At 54.5% G+C, this 17,757-nt stretch carries 13 protein-coding genes; 7 read left to right on the top strand and 6 right to left on the bottom strand.

The genetic code is table 11. From position 1 onward, the window contains the following. Positions 1-13: 13 nt before the first annotated feature. Positions 14-829: a co-chaperone DjlA gene (djlA, locus tag ACJTMZ_RS12440; protein WP_015572652.1), complete on the bottom strand. Its 816-nt coding sequence runs from the start codon at positions 827-829 to the stop codon at positions 14-16. A 239-nt stretch (positions 830-1,068) separates the two neighbouring features. Here djlA and lptD point away from each other — a divergent pair, with 239 nt between their 5' ends. Genes lptD through apaH form a run of 6 tightly spaced genes read left to right on the top strand, consistent with a single transcriptional unit; the run spans position 1,069 to position 7,798 of the window. Then, positions 1,069-3,420 (top strand): LPS assembly protein LptD, encoded by a 2,352-nt coding sequence (gene lptD / locus ACJTMZ_RS12435; RefSeq protein WP_017383802.1) that lies wholly within the window; start codon positions 1,069-1,071, stop codon positions 3,418-3,420. 53 nt (positions 3,421-3,473) lie between these two features. Next, on the top strand, positions 3,474-4,760 hold the full coding sequence (surA, locus tag ACJTMZ_RS12430) for a peptidylprolyl isomerase SurA (RefSeq protein WP_017383803.1): 1,287 nt from the start codon (positions 3,474-3,476) through the stop codon (positions 4,758-4,760). Then, positions 4,760-5,746: a 4-hydroxythreonine-4-phosphate dehydrogenase PdxA gene (pdxA, locus tag ACJTMZ_RS12425; protein ID WP_032620901.1), complete on the top strand. Its 987-nt coding sequence runs from the start codon at positions 4,760-4,762 to the stop codon at positions 5,744-5,746. The genes surA and pdxA overlap by 1 nt, the downstream gene beginning before the upstream one ends. After that, the gene (gene rsmA, locus ACJTMZ_RS12420) at positions 5,743-6,564 is read left to right on the top strand and encodes a 16S rRNA (adenine(1518)-N(6)/adenine(1519)-N(6))-dimethyltransferase RsmA (RefSeq protein ID WP_003856423.1); all 822 of its coding nucleotides are present in this window, start codon (positions 5,743-5,745) and stop codon (positions 6,562-6,564) included. Before pdxA ends, rsmA begins: the two co-directional genes overlap by 4 nt. 3 nt (positions 6,565-6,567) lie before the next feature. Next, a complete protein-coding gene (apaG, locus tag ACJTMZ_RS12415) occupies positions 6,568-6,945 on the top strand; it encodes a Co2+/Mg2+ efflux protein ApaG (RefSeq protein ID WP_003856425.1) in 378 nt (125 codons plus the stop codon). A 4-nt stretch (positions 6,946-6,949) separates the two neighbouring features. Next, the gene (gene apaH, locus ACJTMZ_RS12410; protein WP_015572649.1) at positions 6,950-7,798 is read left to right on the top strand and encodes a bis(5'-nucleosyl)-tetraphosphatase (symmetrical) ApaH; all 849 of its coding nucleotides are present in this window, start codon (positions 6,950-6,952) and stop codon (positions 7,796-7,798) included. A gap of 39 nt (positions 7,799-7,837) precedes the next feature. On the opposite strand, the gene folA is transcribed toward apaH, so the two are convergent. From folA to kefF, 3 genes are all read right to left on the bottom strand, one after another. Continuing rightward, positions 7,838-8,317, bottom strand: a complete 480-nt coding sequence (gene folA / locus ACJTMZ_RS12405; RefSeq protein ID WP_003856431.1) for a type 3 dihydrofolate reductase — start codon at positions 8,315-8,317, stop codon at positions 7,838-7,840. A 114-nt stretch (positions 8,318-8,431) separates the two neighbouring features. Continuing rightward, positions 8,432-10,297: a glutathione-regulated potassium-efflux system protein KefC gene (gene kefC / locus ACJTMZ_RS12400; protein WP_015572648.1), complete on the bottom strand. Its 1,866-nt coding sequence runs from the start codon at positions 10,295-10,297 to the stop codon at positions 8,432-8,434. Continuing rightward, the gene (gene kefF, locus ACJTMZ_RS12395) at positions 10,290-10,820 is read right to left on the bottom strand and encodes a glutathione-regulated potassium-efflux system oxidoreductase KefF (protein ID WP_015572647.1); all 531 of its coding nucleotides are present in this window, start codon (positions 10,818-10,820) and stop codon (positions 10,290-10,292) included. The genes kefC and kefF overlap by 8 nt, the downstream gene beginning before the upstream one ends. Before the next feature lie 370 nt (positions 10,821-11,190). Here kefF and ACJTMZ_RS12390 point away from each other — a divergent pair, with 370 nt between their 5' ends. Then, on the top strand, positions 11,191-14,094 hold the full coding sequence (locus ACJTMZ_RS12390; RefSeq protein ID WP_252010801.1) for an autotransporter outer membrane beta-barrel domain-containing protein: 2,904 nt from the start codon (positions 11,191-11,193) through the stop codon (positions 14,092-14,094). Positions 14,095-14,142: 48 nt separating this feature from the next. Here the strand turns inward: ACJTMZ_RS12390 and ACJTMZ_RS12385 are convergent, their stop codons facing one another. After that, complete coding sequence (locus ACJTMZ_RS12385; RefSeq protein ID WP_015572646.1) at positions 14,143-14,376, bottom strand: YgdI/YgdR family lipoprotein; 234 nt, start codon at positions 14,374-14,376, stop codon at positions 14,143-14,145. Between the two features lie 140 nt (positions 14,377-14,516). After that, the gene (gene carB, locus ACJTMZ_RS12380; protein ID WP_045333725.1) at positions 14,517-17,741 is read right to left on the bottom strand and encodes a carbamoyl-phosphate synthase large subunit; all 3,225 of its coding nucleotides are present in this window, start codon (positions 17,739-17,741) and stop codon (positions 14,517-14,519) included. Between the last annotated feature and the right edge of the window lie 16 nt (positions 17,742-17,757).

Below are 17,757 nucleotides of genomic sequence, written 5' to 3'. Positions count from 1 at the left end.
TCGGGCCATTTTTTTATTTAAAACCTTTCTGCTCTTTAATTAGCTCGTAGGCTTTCTGGATTTCCTGCGCTTTCTGTTTCGCCATCTCCATCATCTCTGGCGGCAGGCCTTTCGCCACCAGCTTATCCGGATGGTGCTCGCTCATCAGCTTACGATAGGCGCGTTTGATGGTCGTAACATCGTCAGACGGCTTCACGCCGAGGACGTTACAGGCATCTTCAAGCGTAGGGCCACGCTGCGCCTGCTGCCAGCCGCCGCCGGACGATTGCTGCTGATAACCGCCGCCAAAGTGCGCGCCGCCCTGCATCATGCGCAGGAACTGATCGAACTGCATGCGGGAAATGCCCAACTCTTCAGCAATCACATACAGGACGTCCCGTTCATTCGGATGCAGAGAGCCATCCGCGAAGGCGGCCTGGATTTGAATTTCCAGAAACATCCGAATTAAATCAAAACGCCCGAAACAGATGCTACGGAACTGCCGCATTTTTTCACGCAGCGGGTAGTGATCTGATTTACCAATCCGGAACGCATTCTGCGCCGCGATGCGGGATTCGCCGTGCAGATTCATGCGATCCATAAAGACGCTGGCCACCTGAATATCGGCTTCCGTTACGCGTCCTTTTGATTTGGTTAAGTGCCCCATCACCTCGAAGGTGGTGGAGAAAAAGAGTGACTGGCGCTCGCGCTGGTTGGCAAACCAGGCCATTTTACGGCTGCGTGCTTTATCAAACATATGGCCGATAATGAGGCCAAGAACGACACCCCAGAATCCGGCACCCATAATAATTGCGAACGCAACGCCGATTATTTTACCCCAATACTGCATATACTCCCCGAATGGTCATGTTCCTGGCCGACGCAACGCCATCATTACAGTGGTCGCGCCACGGTCAATTGAGGGACATCGCCTATAATTTGCATTATCATACTCGTCATTCGATAGCGAGCCTAACACTCTGGCGCGCAAACGGGCAGGATTAACGCTGGTACTGCGCTGATGAGTAAGATAGTCTCTGAGCGTTTGTAAGCCGTAGCCACTGATGACGGAACAATAAAATACAACGTATGAAAAAACGTATCCCCACCCTTCTGGCCACAATGATTGGCACCGCCCTGTATAGCCAACAGGGGCTCGCAGCCGATCTCGCCTCGCAGTGTATGCTTGGCGTCCCAAGTTACAATCGCCCACTGGTGAAAGGCGATACGAATGACTTACCCGTCACCATTAATGCCGACAGCGCAAAAGGTAATTATCCTGACAATGCGACCTTTACGGGCAATGTCGATATTAACCAGGGAAACAGTCGCCTGCTTGCTGACGAAGTGCAATTGCACCAGAAGCAACCGGAAGGTGCTCAGGCGCCTGTCCGTACGGTGGATGCGCTGGGTAATGTGCACTATGACGACAATCAGGTCATCCTGAAAGGTCCGAAAGCCTGGTCGAATCTGAATACCAAAGACACCAACGTCTGGGAAGGTGATTACCAGATGGTCGGTCGTCAGGGGCGCGGTACCGCGGACCTGATGAAGCAGCGCGGCGAAAACCGCTACACCATTCTCGAAAACGGCACGTTTACCTCCTGTTTGCCAGGGTCAAATACCTGGAGCGTTGTGGGCAGTGAAGTGATCCACGACCGTGAAGAACAGGTTGCAGAGATCTGGAACGCCCGTTTTAAACTCGGCCCGGTGCCCATTTTCTATAGCCCTTACCTGCAACTGCCTGTGGGTGACAAACGTCGTTCAGGTTTCCTGATCCCGAACGCCAAGTACAGCACGTCGAACTACTTTGAGTTCTACCTGCCGTACTACTGGAACATTGCGCCCAACATGGACGCCACGATCACGCCGCACTATATCCATAAGCGCGGTAACATCATGTGGGAGAACGAATTCCGCTATCTGACCAAGGCGGGCGCGGGTCTGATGGAATTTGATTATCTGCCATCAGATAAGGTGTTCCAGGACGAGCATCCGAGCGAAGGTGATAAGCACCGCTGGATGTACTACTGGAAGCACGCCGGGGTATTGGATCAGGTGTGGCGTTTCAACATCGACTACACCAAAGTCAGCGATCCGTATTACTTCAACGACTTTGATTCTAAATACGGCTCCAGTACCGACGGTTACGCCACGCAGAAATTCAGCGTGGGCTACGCCATTGAGAACTTTGACGCGACGGTGTCGACCAAACAGTTCCAGGTATTTGATACACAATCGCGTAGTACCTATGGTGCCGAGCCGCAGCTGGACGTGAACTGGTACCAGAACGATGTGGGTCCTTTCGACACGCGCGTTTATGCTCAGGCGGTCCATTTCGTCAACACCAACTCGGATATGCCGGAATCAACGCGTCTGCATATCGAGCCGACGATCAATCTGCCGTGGTCAAACGACTGGGCGAGCCTGAATACCGAAGCTAAGCTGATGGCCACCCACTACCAGCAGAAAAATCTGGACTGGTATAACAAACGCTATGGCACCGATCTTGAAGAGTCGGTAAACCGTACGCTTCCGCAATTCAAAATGGACGGGAAGCTGATCTTCGAACGTGATATGGGCCTTCTCGCCGATGGATACACCCAGACGCTTGAGCCGCGTATGCAGTATCTGTATGTGCCTTATCGCGATCAGAGCAAAATTCAAAACTACGACTCTTCCTTCCTGCAATCAGACTACAGCGGCCTGTTCCGTGACCGTACCTACGGCGGGCTTGACCGTATTGCGTCTGCTAACCAGTTAACGACTGGCGTCACAACGCGCGTATATGATGATGCTGCCGTTGAACGTTTTAACGTTTCTGTTGGTCAAATCTACTATTTCACCGAGTCTCGTACCGGTGATGACGACATTAACTGGGAGAAAGACAACAAAACGGGCTCACTGGTATGGGCGGGCGACACCTACTGGCGCATGACGGATCGTTGGGGTCTGCGCGGTGGTGTTCAGTACGATACACGACTGGACAATATCGCGACGGGCAGCGCAGCCATCGAATACCGTCGTGATGAAGACCGCATGTTGCAGTTGACGTACCGTTACGCCAGCCCGGAGTATATCCAGGCGACGCTGCCAAACTATGCGAATACAGACCAATACAAAGACGGTATTTCACAGGTGGGTACCGCCGCGAGCTGGCCGATCGCCGATCGTTGGTCAGTCGTCGGGGCCTACTACTATGACACGAATGCCCAAAAACCTGCTGACCAGATGCTGGGTCTGCAATACAACTCCTGCTGTTACGCAATACGTGTCGGTTACGAACGCAAACTTAACGGCTGGGATACGCAAAACAGTCAGGGCAAATATGATAACGTGATCGGCTTTAATATCGAGTTGCGCGGCCTGAGTTCTAACTACGGTCTGGGCACGCAGCAGATGCTGCGCTCGAACATTCTGCCGTATCGTAGTTCATTGTAATGTGCTTGATTTACAACGTAATCCGCTTTGCGGTTAATTGAAATGGAAAAAGTATGAAGAACTGGAAAACGCTGCTACTCGGTGTCGCTATGGTTGCGAATACCAGCTTCGCGGCCCCACAGGTTGTCGATAAAGTCGCGGCTGTGGTTAACAACGGCGTCGTGCTTGAAAGTGACGTTGACGGTTTGATGAAATCTGTAAAGCTCAACTCGGGCGAAGCAGGTCAACAGCTTCCGGATGACGCTACGCTGCGCCACCAGATCCTGGAGCGTCTGATCATGGATCAGATTGTTCTTCAGATGGGCCAGAAAATGGGCGTGACGATCTCTGACGAGCAGCTCGATCAGGCGATCGCCAACATTGCAAAGCAGAACAACATTACCCCGGATCAGATGCGTAGCCGCCTGGCCTATGACGGCATCAGCTATGCCACCTACCGTAATCAGATCCGTAAAGAGATGCTGATTTCAGAAGTGCGTAACAATGAAGTCCGTCGCCGCGTCACCATCCTGCCTCAGGAAGTGGATGCCCTGGCAAAACAGGTAGGGAATCAGAATGATGCCAGCACCGAGCTTAACCTGAGCCACATCCTGATCCCACTGCCGGAAAACCCAACCTCCGATCAGGCGGCTGAGGCGGAAAGCCAGGCGCGCGCTATCGTTGAGCAGGCGCGTAATGGCGATGACTTCGGCAAGCTGGCGATCACCTATTCCGCTGACCAGCAGGCGCTGAAAGGCGGCCAGATGGGCTGGGGCCGTATTCAGGAGCTGCCATCCCTGTTTGCCCAGGCGCTGAGCACGGCGAAGAAAGGCGACATCGTCGGTCCAATCCGTTCCGGTGTGGGCTTCCACATTCTGAAAGTGAACGACCTGCGCGGCCAGAGCCAGAACATTTCGGTTACCGAAGTGCATGCCCGTCATATCCTGCTTAAGCCGTCTCCGATCATGACTGACGATCAGGCCCGTGCGAAGCTGGAACAGATCGCCGCAGACATCAAGAGCGGTAAAACCACCTTCGATAAAGCGGCAAAAGAGTTCTCTCAGGATCCTGGCTCTGCAAACCAGGGCGGTGACCTGGGTTGGGCGGCAGCGGATATTTACGATCCGGCTTTCCGCGATGCGTTAATGAAGCTGAATAAAGGCCAGATGAGCGCGCCGGTGCACTCCTCCTTCGGCTGGCATCTGATCCAGCTGATGGACACGCGCAACGTGGATAAAACCGACGCGGCGCAGAAAGACCGTGCGTATCGCATGCTGTTTAACCGTAAGTTCTCTGAAGAAGCCGCAACCTGGATGCAGGAACAACGCGCCAGCGCTTACGTGAAAGTGTTGAGCAACTGATGAAACCGCATCGTGTTGTGATCACCCCCGGCGAACCCGCCGGGATTGGGCCTGACCTTGTGGTTCAGCTCGCCCAGCGCAGCTGGCCGGTAGAGTTGGTTGTCTGCGCAGATGCAACACTGTTACAAGACCGGGCAGCTTTGCTCGGTCTGCCTTTAACGCTCCTCCCTTACGTTGAAGGCCAACAGCCCGCACCGCAGCAGGCGGGTACTCTCACCCTGCTTTCTGTTCCGCTCCGTGCGCCTGTTGTCCCCGGTGAGTTACACACCGAAAACGGCCACTACGTTGTCGAGACGCTGGCGCGCGCCTGTGACGGTTGCCTTCAGGGCGAATTTGCCGCCCTGATCACCGGTCCGGTGCATAAAGGCGTGATCAATGACGCGGGCATTCCGTTTACCGGGCATACCGAATTTTTCGAAGAGCGTTCGCACAGCCCGAAAGTGGTGATGATGCTGGCAACCGAAGCAATGCGCGTTGCGCTGGTAACAACGCACCTGCCGATCAAAGCCATTCCGGATGCCATTACGCCTGAACTCCTGCGTGAGATCATTGGCATTTTGCATCACGATCTGCAAACCAAATTCGGCATTCCGCAGCCGCATGTGCTGGTTTGCGGCCTGAATCCGCACGCGGGTGAGGGCGGACATATGGGCACCGAAGAGATCGACATCATCATTCCGGTGCTTGAGGAGATGCGGGCGAAGGGGATGAACCTCAGCGGGCCTCTGCCTGCCGACACCCTTTTCCAGCCCAAATACCTGGATAATGCCGACGCCGTACTCGCGATGTACCACGATCAGGGTCTGCCCGTGCTAAAATACCAGGGCTTTGGCCGCGGGGTGAATATCACCCTCGGTTTACCCTTTATTCGAACGTCCGTTGACCACGGTACTGCGCTGGATCTGGCAGGCCAGGGAAAAGCGGATGTCGGCAGTTTTATTACGGCGCTTAATCTCGCCATCAAAATGATTGTTAATACTCAATGACTAATCGAGTCCATCAGGGCCACTTAGCCCGTAAACGCTTCGGGCAAAACTTCCTCAACGATCAGTTTGTGATCGACAGTATCGTTTCTGCCATTAATCCGCAGAAAGGTCAGGCCATGGTCGAAATCGGCCCGGGTCTTGCCGCGCTGACCGAGCCGGTAGGCGAACGCCTCGACGAACTGACCGTTATCGAACTCGACCGCGATCTGGCCGCGCGTCTGCAAACGCACCCGTTCCTCGGGCCGAAGCTGACGATTTATCAGCAGGATGCGATGACCATGAACTTTGGCGAACTGTCAGAAAAAATGGGACAGCCGCTGCGCGTGTTCGGTAACCTGCCGTACAACATCTCCACCCCGCTGATGTTCCATCTGTTTAGCTATACTGATGCCATTGCCGACATGCACTTCATGTTGCAAAAAGAGGTCGTTAACCGTCTGGTTGCAGGGCCGAACAGTAAAGCGTATGGTCGTTTAAGCGTGATGGCGCAATATTACTGCAACGTGATCCCGGTATTAGAAGTACCGCCTTCCGCATTCACGCCACCGCCAAAGGTAGATTCTGCGGTTGTGCGCCTGGTGCCACATAAAACGATGCCGTACCCGGTCAAAGACCTGCGCGTGCTGAGCCGTATCACGACAGAAGCCTTTAACCAGCGCCGTAAAACGATTCGTAACAGCCTTGGCAATCTGTTTACCGTTGACGTATTAGCTGAGTTGGGCATCGACCCGGCAATGCGTGCGGAAAATATTTCCGTAGAGCAGTACTGCAAGCTGGCTAATTACATCAGCGACAATGCGCCGCCGAAGGAGAGCTAAGCCATGATTGATTCGCCCCGCGTCTGTGTTCAGGTTCAAAGCGTCTACATTGAGTCCCAATCCACACCGGATGAAGAACGTTTTGTCTTTGCTTATACCGTAACCATTCGCAATCTGGGGCGGATGCCTGTGCAACTGCTCGGGCGCTACTGGCTTATCACCAACGGCAATGGCCGTGAAATTGAAGTCCAGGGCGAAGGCGTGGTCGGTGAACAACCCCATATCGCCCCTGGCGAAGAGTATCAGTACACCAGCGGCGCGGTAATTGAAACGCCGCTGGGTACCATGCAAGGCCATTATGAAATGGTCGATGCCGACGGCAATGCTTTCCGCATTGCTATTCCCGTATTCCGTCTCGCCGTACCTACACTTATTCATTAATCTAATGTCTACATATCTGATTGGCGACGTTCACGGTTGCTACGATGAACTGATCGCATTATTAAAACAGGTCGACTTCACCCCCGGGCAGGACACGCTCTGGCTGACGGGCGACTTAGTGGCGCGCGGTCCCGGTTCCCTGGACGTCCTCCGCTATGTCAAATCGCTGGGTGACAGCGTGCGCATGGTGCTGGGCAACCACGATCTGCATCTGCTGGCCGTATACGCCGGGATCAGCCGTAATAAGCCGAAAGATCGCATTACCCCCCTGCTGGAAGCACCGGATGCCGATGAGTTGCTCAACTGGCTGCGTCGCCAGCCGCTGCTACAGATTGACGAAGAGAAAAAACTGGTGATGGCGCATGCCGGCATCACGCCTCAGTGGGATCTTGAGACGGCAAAAACCTGCGCGCGCGACGCCGAAGCGGTGCTGGCGAGCGACTCCTACCCGTTCTTCCTTGATGCGATGTACGGCGACATGCCAAATAACTGGAGTGATGACCTCAGCGGCCTGGCACGACTGCGTTTTATCACCAATGCTTTTACGCGGATGCGCTACTGCTTCCCGAACGGGCAACTGGATATGTATTGCAAAGATACGCCTGAAAATGCCCCTGCGCCGCTTAAGCCATGGTTTGCGATTCCGGGCCCCGTGACAAACGAATACAGTGTGGTATTTGGCCACTGGGCATCGCTGGAAGGAAAAGGCACCCCGGAAAATATCTATGCGCTGGATACCGGATGCTGCTGGGGCGGGGATTTAACCTGCTTACGCTGGGAAGATAAAACTTACTTTGTGCAGCCATCCAATCGACAGCTGGACTTAGGCGAGGGTGAGGCAGTCGCCTCCTGAAGATGTTTATCCTCTCCCTTCGGGGAGAGGATAAAACCGTTAACGACGTTCCAGAATTTCGAAGCAGTAGCTGTGTGAGTTCTGCGCATCCGCATCGTGAAACTCACTGAATACGGACTCCCACTCGTCCGGATCGTAATCCGGGAAATGGGTATCCCCTTCCACTTCCGCATCAATGTGCGTCAGATACAGTTTCTGCGCTTTAGGCAGGAACTGCTCATACACACGCCCCCCGCCGATCACCATGATCTCTTCGGCATCGCCGCAGGCGGCAATTGCTTCATCAACGGACTTAACCCACTGAACGCGATCGTCAGTGCCCGGCTGGCTACTGATCACAATATTCTTACGACCCGGCAGTGGACGACCAATCGACTCCCAGGTCAGGCGGCCCATCACTACCGGCTTGTTTAACGTAGTACGTTTAAACCATGCGAGATCGGCAGGCAGGTTCCACGGCATGGCGTTTTCCATGCCGATAACGCGGTCTACCGCCAGCGCTGCAATCAGACTGATCATTGAAAATTTCCCGGATGCAAAAAATTGCCGCCACTATACGGAAAGCTTAATCTTTCGTCGACTGGCGGCAGGGTAAAGAATTAGAAATTTTTTAATATTGCTGGCAACTCCACTTCACGCAGAGGGTTTACTCTCCGGTTCATCCGCAGGATCACCAGTATGCTTGCCCTCTTCCGTTCCTTGCCAGCCGTGGCGCTGAACCAGCGACAGATGATTACGATCCTCGTTGATGATCTCCGTCAGCATGGTGCTGGTGCGTTTAAACACCGCAGCGCGTTCGGTTGCCGTACTGCTCGCCATCGCCACCATCTCTTCCACCATCTCATGATTAAAACGGCGGAACAGATCGGCACGCTCACGTGCCTCATACGCGCCAAGCCCCAGGCTTTCCAGCGCCATGCGGCCAGATTTGAGCGCCCCTTCGAAGGTTTCACGTTCAGGGGCTGCCACACCCGCCTGACGCAGCTGGATGTAGTGATCCACATCGCGCGCACGGGAGATAATGGTCAGATGTGGAAAATGCTCTTTAACCAGCTCAACCATCTGCATACTGGTCTCTGGATCGTCAATGGCATTAATCAACACCTCGGCTTTCGCCGCCCCGGCGGATTCCAGCAGATCAACTCGGGTCGCATCACCGTAAAACACTTTCATATCGAATTTACGCAGCGTATCGACATGGTCAGGATCGTGATCGAGGATAACCATTTTGACTCCGCTGGAGAGCAGTAAACGGCCAGTAATCTGCCCGAATCGGCCAAATCCGGCGATGATCACCCGCGGCTGCTCTTCGTCGATCTCATCGGCTTCTCGCTCCTGTTCGCTTCCCGTTTTCTCCAGACGCGTCAGCAGCACCAGCAGGATCGGCGTTGCGGCCATCGACAGCGCAACCGCCAGCGTCAGCGCTTTTGCCCATTCCGGATCAAGTACATTTGCCATCTGCGCTGCGCCAAAGACAACGAAAGCAAACTCACTCCCCTGCCCCAGCAGCACGGCAAACCAGCGGCGTTGCGGTTTTGGCACATTTAACGGGCGGGCAATCAGCCACAGCATCGCCATTTTAATGACCAGGAAACCCACCAGCAGAATGATGATGCGCAGCGGATGGGTTACCAGCGTCCCGAAGTCGATAGACATCCCGACGCCGATGAAAAACAGCCCCAGCAGCAATCCTTTAAACGGCTCGATATCGCTTTCCAGCGCGTGACGGTATTCGGAGCTTGCCAGTAAGACCCCCGCGAGGAAGGCGCCCATTGCCATCGACAGCCCGGCCTCTTCCAGCAGCAATCCAAAACCAAACACCAGGAATAACGCAACGGCGCTGAATACTTCGCGCAGGCCAGAGCGAGCAACAAAGCGCAGCAGCGGACGCGTTACGTAGCGACCAAGCAGAACAACCAGCGCCAGCGCACCGGCAACCTTCAGCGCTGATAAGGCAAATGCCCCCAGCGTCGTTGATGCGCCGCTGGTTGCCAGCAGCGGGATCATCGCCACCAGCGGGATAGCGGCAATATCCTGGAACAACAGTACGGAGAAGGTGCTGCGCCCCATTTGCGACACCGTCAGATTACGCTCGTTCATTGCCTGCATGGCAATCGCCGTCGAGGAGAGCGCCAGCGTCATGCCGATCAGCTCTGCGACTTTCCACTCCATCCCCAGCAGAATGCAGAACCCGCCCAACAGCAGACCGCAGGCCAGCATTTGCAGGGCGCCTCCGCCAAACACCGAGGCGCGCAGTTTCCACAGCCGCTGCGGATCCAGCTCCAGACCAATCACAAACAGCATCAGCACCACGCCGATCTCCGCAAAATGCAGGATCGACTCGGCATCCGTCACCAGCCGAAAGCCCCAGGGGCCAATCACACACCCGGCAATCAGATAGCCGAGCACCGAGCCCAGCCCCAGACGAACCGCCACGGGCACAATTAATGCCGCCGCGCCGAGGTAAATCAGCGCCTGTATCAGCGTATGGCTATCCATTGTGCGTCTCCTGCCACTCAAGTAAACGTTGTTTGTAGTGACGAGCCTGCGCCTGCAAGGTTTCATCGTCGCAGACAAAGGTACAGTGCATCGCAAAAGGCGGAAGCCAGTTCAGACCGCAGTAAAGGGCAGTAGCCTGGAGCGGCTGCGCCAGCACGTCAAATCCGGGGAAGGCGCCAATCTCAAAGTGGCTTTCCCCCCCGCCGGTGGTAACAGCCCACATCAGGCTTTTGCCCTGAAGCGCGTTGCCGTTGTGTCCATATGCCCAACCGTGGGAGAAAACTTTGTCGATCCACAATTTCAGCAGCGGAGGCGTGCTGTACCACTGCATCGGATGCTGCAAGACGATCAGATCGGCACGGGAGAGCGCCTCCTGTTCGGCGGCGACATCGATATTGAAATCAGGATAGAGTTGATAGAGGGAACGTATCTCTACGTTTTCAAGCGTCCTTGCCTGCTCAAGCATCCGCTTATTCGCATGCGAGTGCTGCGGATAGGGGTGCGCATAAATTATCAGAATCATGTATATGCCCGTCTTTTACTTTTCTTGTAGCAATGAGTGTAGACAGTTACCACCCCGACTTAAAGAGGCCATCTTACGCTTCAAAGTAAAACGCAAGTATTGGCAATCATCACCACCTTAACAGCGATTACGGCGCTAAAGAAAGAAAACGACGCGTACGACAAATTCATGCCGCAAAATAATAGTAACAACTCATATTGCCAACAGATATTTTTAGAGGACCTTAAGTCATTCTTTAATAAAACAGTCTGTACATAACCCATTGAAAAATAATAATTTTACGCTCTTTGTTTTGAGCTCATTATTTAGGCGGTCGATATACGTTTCACACACGTGTCGAATATTCCTTCTCACTCAAATGGATGTGTACATGAGCAACAAACCCTCCCAATTAAATAATACAACCAAAACTCTGGGAAAGATATTTCCTGCCTTGTTGATATGCACCCCTGCGGTTGCGTTTTCTGCAACGATTGACCAATCAACTTCTGTTCCTCAAGATTTCTCAGCCGATGCTGAATATGTTATAAATAAAGACGTGACGATATCTTCCGCAGATAGTGAAGCGGCGGTATCTGTCACTGGGTTTACTACCACTAACGCCACTAATAATGGGAATATTTCTGGCACGGGAAATGGCCTGAATATAAATACTGGTGTACAGCGCATTGTAATTAATAACGACATCGGCGCAACCATTTCCTCCACCACCGCGAATGCGGTGAATATTCAGTCAGTACTCGGTGATTTTAATAATAGTGGAAACATTACTGGCTCGGAAAATGGCATTTTTGTCAGTGAAAACTCCTCCGCAGTAAATATTACCAATACCAGCACCGGAACGATAAAAGGAAAAACAGGTCTTAGTACTCAGGTTGGTATTGGCATTAATAACAGTGGCGAAATTATCGGTACAAACGGTGATGCTATTACGGCAAATGATGGTAACACTAAGATTTTTAACAGTGCCACTGTGCAGGGAACTCAGTACGGAATCAATGTAAAAGATACAGCAAAATTAGATATCAAAAATAGCGGAACGATTAGTGGTGAAACAAACGCTATTATGTTTGCCAGCGATAAAAATAACACGCTACTGCTCGACACTGGCTCCAACCTCATCGGTGACGTAATATCCACAAATTCCAGAGGAAATACCCTGACGTTGATCGGCACGGGTTCGGAAGACAGTAACTTTGTTGGTCTGAATGAAGACGACGGCTTTGCCAGCGTCACAATGAACGGCGAAAATTGGGCGCTGTCGGGCGATCTCGATATTATTGGCTCTGGCGATTCCTTGCTGATAGACACGGGCACGTTAACCCTGTCAGGCGCGGTATCGAATACCGGTAATACTCGGGTGGCCAAAGATGCTTCGTTGCAACTGGGCGATGGCGAAAAAACCGCGACCCTCAGCGGTGGGCTCACCAACAACGGTACCGTCATTTTTAACCAGGGAAGCGATTTCACTTTCGCCACCGACATGACCGGTAGCGGTAACGTCGAAAAAGTTGATTCCAACACCCTGACCCTGACGGGCAAAAATAGCTATACAGGGGATACGGTTCTGCACGGCGGCACCACGCTGGTCTCCACCGGCGCAACGCTCGGCGTCAAGGGCAGTAACGCCACCGTTACCGTTGAAAATGGCGCGACCTTTGCCACCGCAGGCGAAGTGAACAACAACATCGCGGTTCTTAGCGGCGGTACGCTGGCGGCATGGAATGCAGTCCAGGGTAACTCCACGCTCAGCGCTTCCGGCGTCGATACCATCAACGGCAACGTGACTAATGGCGGCACGCTGTTACTCAGTGCGGCTAATAATAGCGTTGGCAATAATTTTACGATTAATGGCGACTACACCGGCTCTGACGGTAGCCAGATCGTGATGAACAGCACCCTGGGTGAAGATAATTCACCAACTGATCACCTCACTATTACGGGCAGCAGCTTCGGTCAGTCCGGCATCAGCATCACCAACATTGGCGGCGCAGGCGCGCAAACTATTAACGGTATGGAAATTGTCAGCATCGGCGGCAGTTCCGAAGCCCAACTGACGCTGGCAAAACCGGTCGTCGCAGGCGCCTGGGAATATAACCTCTACCAGCACAGTGACGGCAACTGGTATCTGGAATCAAAGGCGACGCCTTCTGATGAGCCTTCCGACGACACCGATGACGGTGGCAATACTGATGATGGCGATAACACCGACAACGGCGGCAACACCGACAATGGCGGCAACACCGATGATGGTGGCAACACCGACAACGGCGGCAACACTGACAACGGCGGTAACACCGATAACGGCGGCAACACTGACAACGGCGGTAATAATACGCCGGAAGTCATGGCACCTGAAGTGGGTGCTTACTTAGGTAACTACCTTGCCGCACAGGGCATGTTCCTGCATAAGCGTGACGATCGCGACCAGATCACCTTCCGCAATGAAGACGACCTGAACACCTGGATGTACGTTAAGGGTCGCTATCACGAGAACGATGCGGGTGGCGATAAAGTCAGCTACGACACCACCACCACCGTACTCCAAGTCGGCAGCGATTTCATGAGCAAGCCAATGGATAACGGTATCCTGCGTGCTGGCGGGATGTTCGGTGCAGGCCAGGCGAAGACCCACTCTGATGCGAAGCACAACGTACGTGACGCACAGGGTAAGGTTGATGGCTTCAATGTTGGGCTGTACGCGACCTGGCAGGAAGATCAGAAATTACGTCTGGGCAGCTACGTTGATACCTGGGCCGCTTACAGCTGGTACAACAACAACGTCACCAGCAATCGCAACGATGAAGACTACGATAGTGAAGGTTTCGCCGCGTCTGTTGAAGTCGGCCACGCGTGGATCATCCAGTCTGAAAATGAACGCACCTGGAAGATCGAGCCGCAGGCGCAGGTGATCTACAGCTATCTCGATCAGGAAAATCATACCGATCGCGACGGCGTACGCGTCACTACCCTGGACAATGACAGCGTCTTTGGTCGTCTCGGCGTTAAAGCAAGCTACTTCCAGCAGAAGGACGTCAAGGCCTGGCAGCCGTACGTTGCGGTTAACTGGTTGAAAGGTGCTGGTCAAAACGATCTGGCATTCAACGACGAGACCGTCAGCAACGATACGCCGGAAGATCGTGGTCAGTTAGAGTTGGGCTTAACCGGCAACCTGAACGAAACCACGACGATCTCCCTGCGTGCCAGCGGCGAGTGGGGTGAAAACAGCTATGCCGCCTACGGCGGTCATATTTTGTTAAACCATCGCTGGTAATCGAGCATCCTGAAGCAAAAAAGCAGTGGCATGTGCCACTGCTTTTTTTTAGTTATCCAGCTCGCCCATTGATTTAACCTGGTCACGGTTAATCTGTTCAGTTTGACCGGTTTCGGCGTTTTTGTACGATACCAGACCGGTATCGTCATCCACCTGCGGTTTCCCGTCAGTAACAATCGTTTTGCCATCGGTGGTTTTTACGGCCTGATTGGACGAACAGCCCACCACGGTGAACATTGCGGTGGCAGCCAGAACGGAAGCGATCAGTAGTTTATTTTGCATGGTGTTTTCCCTTGCTCTCAGTTGAATTTTCGTTATCGACCTAACTATTTTAGGCTAACTGACTGAAAGCGGATGAAAAACCAGAAGGTTCTTAAGATGGGAAAATTGCCCGGTAACCGGATGGCACCGGGCAATGTGTGTTACTTGCTAATCTGAGCGTGCATTTCCTGCACCGAAATCACCTTCTCGGTGGCATCCGCATTCAGCGCCATGGCCGTCGCGAAACCGCCGTTCAGGGTGGTGTCGTAATGCACTTTGTACTGGAGCGCGCTGCGGCGAATCAGTTTGGAGTCTTCAATCGCCTGGCGACCTGCGGTGGTGTTAATGATGTAGGTGTACTCGCCATTCTTAATGCGGTCCTGAATGTGCGGACGACCTTCATGCACTTTGTTCACCAGACGCGGGTTGATACCCGCTTCACCCAACACAATCGCCGTACCGTGAGTGGCGTCCAGCTCGAAGCCCTGTTTCAGCAGCTTGGCAGCCAGGTCAACCACGCGCTCTTTATCGCCTTCGCGAACGGAGAGCAGCGCACGGCCAGATTTTCTCATGGTGGAGCTACTGCCCAGCTGCGCTTTCGCAAACGCTTCTGCGAAGGTACGGCCAACGCCCATCACTTCCCCGGTAGAGCGCATCTCTGGCCCTAACAGCGGGTCAACGCCCGGGAATTTGTTGAACGGCAGTACCACCTCTTTCACCGAGTAGTAAGGCGGGATAATTTCTTTCGTGACGCCCTGCTGAGCCAGCGTCTGGCCAGCCATCACGCGCGCCGCCACTTTCGCCAGCGGAATACCGGTCGCTTTGGAGACGAACGGTACGGTACGCGCCGCACGCGGGTTGACTTCAATCAGATAGACTTCGTTGTCTTTTACCGCGAACTGAACGTTCATCAGGCCGCGGACCTGGAGTTCGAAGGCCAGCTTCTGCACCTGCTGGCGCATCACGTCCTGAATCTCCTGGCTCAGGGTGTACGCTGGCAGAGAACAGGCGGAGTCACCGGAGTGCACGCCCGCCTGCTCGATGTGCTCCATGATGCCGCCAATCAGCACCCTTTCGCCGTCGCAGACGGCATCCACGTCGACTTCAACCGCGTCGTCGAGGAAGCGGTCGAGCAGCACAGGCGCATCGTTGGAAACGCTCACCGCCGTCTGGAAGTAGCGACGCAGGTCCGCTTCGTCGTAGACGATTTCCATCGCGCGGCCGCCCAGTACGTAGGATGGACGCACCACCAGCGGGTAGCCGATCTCTTTCGCTTTCTCAACGGCCATTTCAATTGCGGTCACGGTGGCGTTCGCCGGCTGTTTCAGTTTGAGACGGTCAACCGCCTGCTGGAAACGCTCGCGGTCTTCCGCACGGTCAATCGCATCCGGGCTGGTGCCGATAACCGGCACACCTGCTGCTTCCAGCGCGCGCGCCAGCTTCAGCGGAGTCTGGCCGCCGTACTGCACGATCACGCCTTTTGGCTTCTCGATGCGCACGATTTCCAGCACGTCTTCCAGGGTGACCGGCTCGAAGTAGAGGCGGTCGGAAGTGTCGTAGTCGGTCGAGACGGTTTCCGGGTTACAGTTGACCATAATGGTCTCGTAACCGTCTTCGCGCAGCGCCAGTGAGGCGTGTACGCAGCAGTAGTCAAACTCGATGCCCTGGCCGATACGGTTTGGACCGCCGCCCAGCACCATAATCTTGTCGCGGTCGACGGACGGGTTCGCTTCGCACTCCTCTTCATAGGTGGAGTACATGTATGCGGTATCGGTCGAGAATTCAGCCGCACAGGTGTCCACGCGCTTGTAGACCGGGTGCAGGTCGTACTGGTCGCGCAGCTTGCGGATTTCCGCTTCACGCACGCCCGCCAGCTTAGCCAGACGCGCATCGGCGAAGCCTTTACGCTTCAGCATGCGCAGGAAGTCTGCGTCCAGGCCGTTGATGCCCAGCTCCGCCACTTTCTCTTCCAGGCGCACCAGCTCTTCAATCTGCACCAGGAACCAGCGGTCAATGTTAGTCAGGTTAAATACGCCGTCGACGGACAGGCCCGCGCGGAAGGCATCGGCGATGTACCAGATACGCTCTGCGCCCGCGTCTTTCAGCTCGCGGCGGATTTTGGTCAGCGCTTCCGGGTCGTCCAGGCTGACTTTCGGGTCAAAGCCGGTCGCGCCCACTTCCAGGCCGCGCAGTGCTTTTTGCAGGGATTCCTGCTGCGTGCGGCCAATCGCCATGACTTCACCAACGGATTTCATCTGGGTAGTCAGACGGTCGTTGGCACCGACGAATTTCTCGAAGTTAAAGCGTGGAATTTTGGTCACAACGTAGTCGATGGACGGTTCGAAGGACGCTGGCGTGCGGCCGCCAGTGATATCGTTCATCAGCTCGTCAAGGGTGTAACCCACCGCCAGTTTCGCCGCCACTTTCGCAATCGGGAAGCCGGTGGCTTTGGAGGCCAGTGCGGAGGAACGGGACACGCGCGGGTTCATTTCGATAACAATCAGACGGCCGGTTTTCGGGTTCACCGAGAACTGCACGTTAGAGCCGCCGGTTTCCACGCCGATTTCACGCAGTACCGCCATCGAGGCGTTACGCATGATTTGGTACTCTTTGTCGGTCAGCGTCTGAGCTGGCGCAACGGTGATGGAGTCGCCGGTGTGGATCCCCATCGCGTCGAAGTTTTCGATGGAGCAGACGATGATGCAGTTGTCGTTTTTATCACGCACCACTTCCATCTCGTACTCTTTCCAGCCAATCAGCGATTCATCAATCAGCAGCTCTTTGGTTGGGGAGAGATCCAGGCCGCGCTCGCAAATTTCTTCAAACTCTTCGCGGTTGTAGGCAATACCGCCGCCGGTGCCGCCCATGGTGAAGGAAGGACGGATGATGCACGGATAACCCACTTCAGCCGCAACGGCCAGCGCTTCTTCCATATTGTGCGCGATACCGGAACGTGCGGTATCAAGGCCAATTTTTTTCATTGCCACGTCGAAGCGGCGACGGTCTTCTGCTTTATCAATCGCGTCGGCGGTCGCACCGATCATGGTCACGCCGAACTCTTCCAGCACGCCCTGACGCTCCAGCTCCAGCGCACAGTTCAGCGCCGTCTGGCCGCCCATGGTCGGCAGCACCGCGTCCGGACGCTCTTTCTCGATAATTTTGCGTACCACTTCCCAGTGAATCGGCTCGATGTAGGTCGCATCCGCCATTTCCGGGTCGGTCATGATGGTGGCCGGGTTAGAGTTTACCAGGATGACACGGTAACCCTCTTCACGCAGGGCTTTACACGCCTGCGCGCCGGAGTAGTCGAATTCGCAGGCCTGGCCGATGACAATCGGGCCAGCGCCAAGGATCAGGATGCTTTTTATGTCTGTACGTTTTGGCATGGTCTTCTCAGCTCCT

The sequence above is a fragment of the Enterobacter sp. DN genome (assembly GCF_046054285.1).
Lineage (GTDB): Bacteria > Pseudomonadota > Gammaproteobacteria > Enterobacterales > Enterobacteriaceae > Enterobacter > Enterobacter hormaechei_C.
The sequence above is the reverse complement of the archived record's forward strand: the minus strand, read 5'-3'. Positions and strand labels throughout refer to the sequence as shown.

Excerpts from the sequence above, each read along its gene's own strand:
- djlA (WP_015572652.1), bottom strand. The coding sequence starts at position 829 with ATGCAGTATTGGGGTAAAATAATCGGCGTTGCGTTCGCAATTATTATG.
- lptD (WP_017383802.1), top strand. The coding sequence starts at position 1,069 with ATGAAAAAACGTATCCCCACCCTTCTGGCCACAATGATTGGCACCGCC.
- surA (WP_017383803.1), top strand. The coding sequence starts at position 3,474 with ATGAAGAACTGGAAAACGCTGCTACTCGGTGTCGCTATGGTTGCGAAT.
- pdxA (WP_032620901.1), top strand. The coding sequence starts at position 4,760 with ATGAAACCGCATCGTGTTGTGATCACCCCCGGCGAACCCGCCGGGATT.
- rsmA (WP_003856423.1), top strand. The coding sequence starts at position 5,743 with ATGACTAATCGAGTCCATCAGGGCCACTTAGCCCGTAAACGCTTCGGG.
- apaG (WP_003856425.1), top strand. The coding sequence starts at position 6,568 with ATGATTGATTCGCCCCGCGTCTGTGTTCAGGTTCAAAGCGTCTACATT.
- apaH (WP_015572649.1), top strand. The coding sequence starts at position 6,950 with ATGTCTACATATCTGATTGGCGACGTTCACGGTTGCTACGATGAACTG.
- folA (WP_003856431.1), bottom strand. The coding sequence starts at position 8,317 with ATGATCAGTCTGATTGCAGCGCTGGCGGTAGACCGCGTTATCGGCATG.
- kefC (WP_015572648.1), bottom strand. The coding sequence starts at position 10,297 with ATGGATAGCCATACGCTGATACAGGCGCTGATTTACCTCGGCGCGGCG.
- kefF (WP_015572647.1), bottom strand. The coding sequence starts at position 10,820 with ATGATTCTGATAATTTATGCGCACCCCTATCCGCAGCACTCGCATGCG.
- ACJTMZ_RS12390 (WP_252010801.1), top strand. The coding sequence starts at position 11,191 with ATGAGCAACAAACCCTCCCAATTAAATAATACAACCAAAACTCTGGGA.
- ACJTMZ_RS12385 (WP_015572646.1), bottom strand. The coding sequence starts at position 14,376 with ATGCAAAATAAACTACTGATCGCTTCCGTTCTGGCTGCCACCGCAATG.
- carB (WP_045333725.1), bottom strand. The coding sequence starts at position 17,741 with ATGCCAAAACGTACAGACATAAAAAGCATCCTGATCCTTGGCGCTGGC.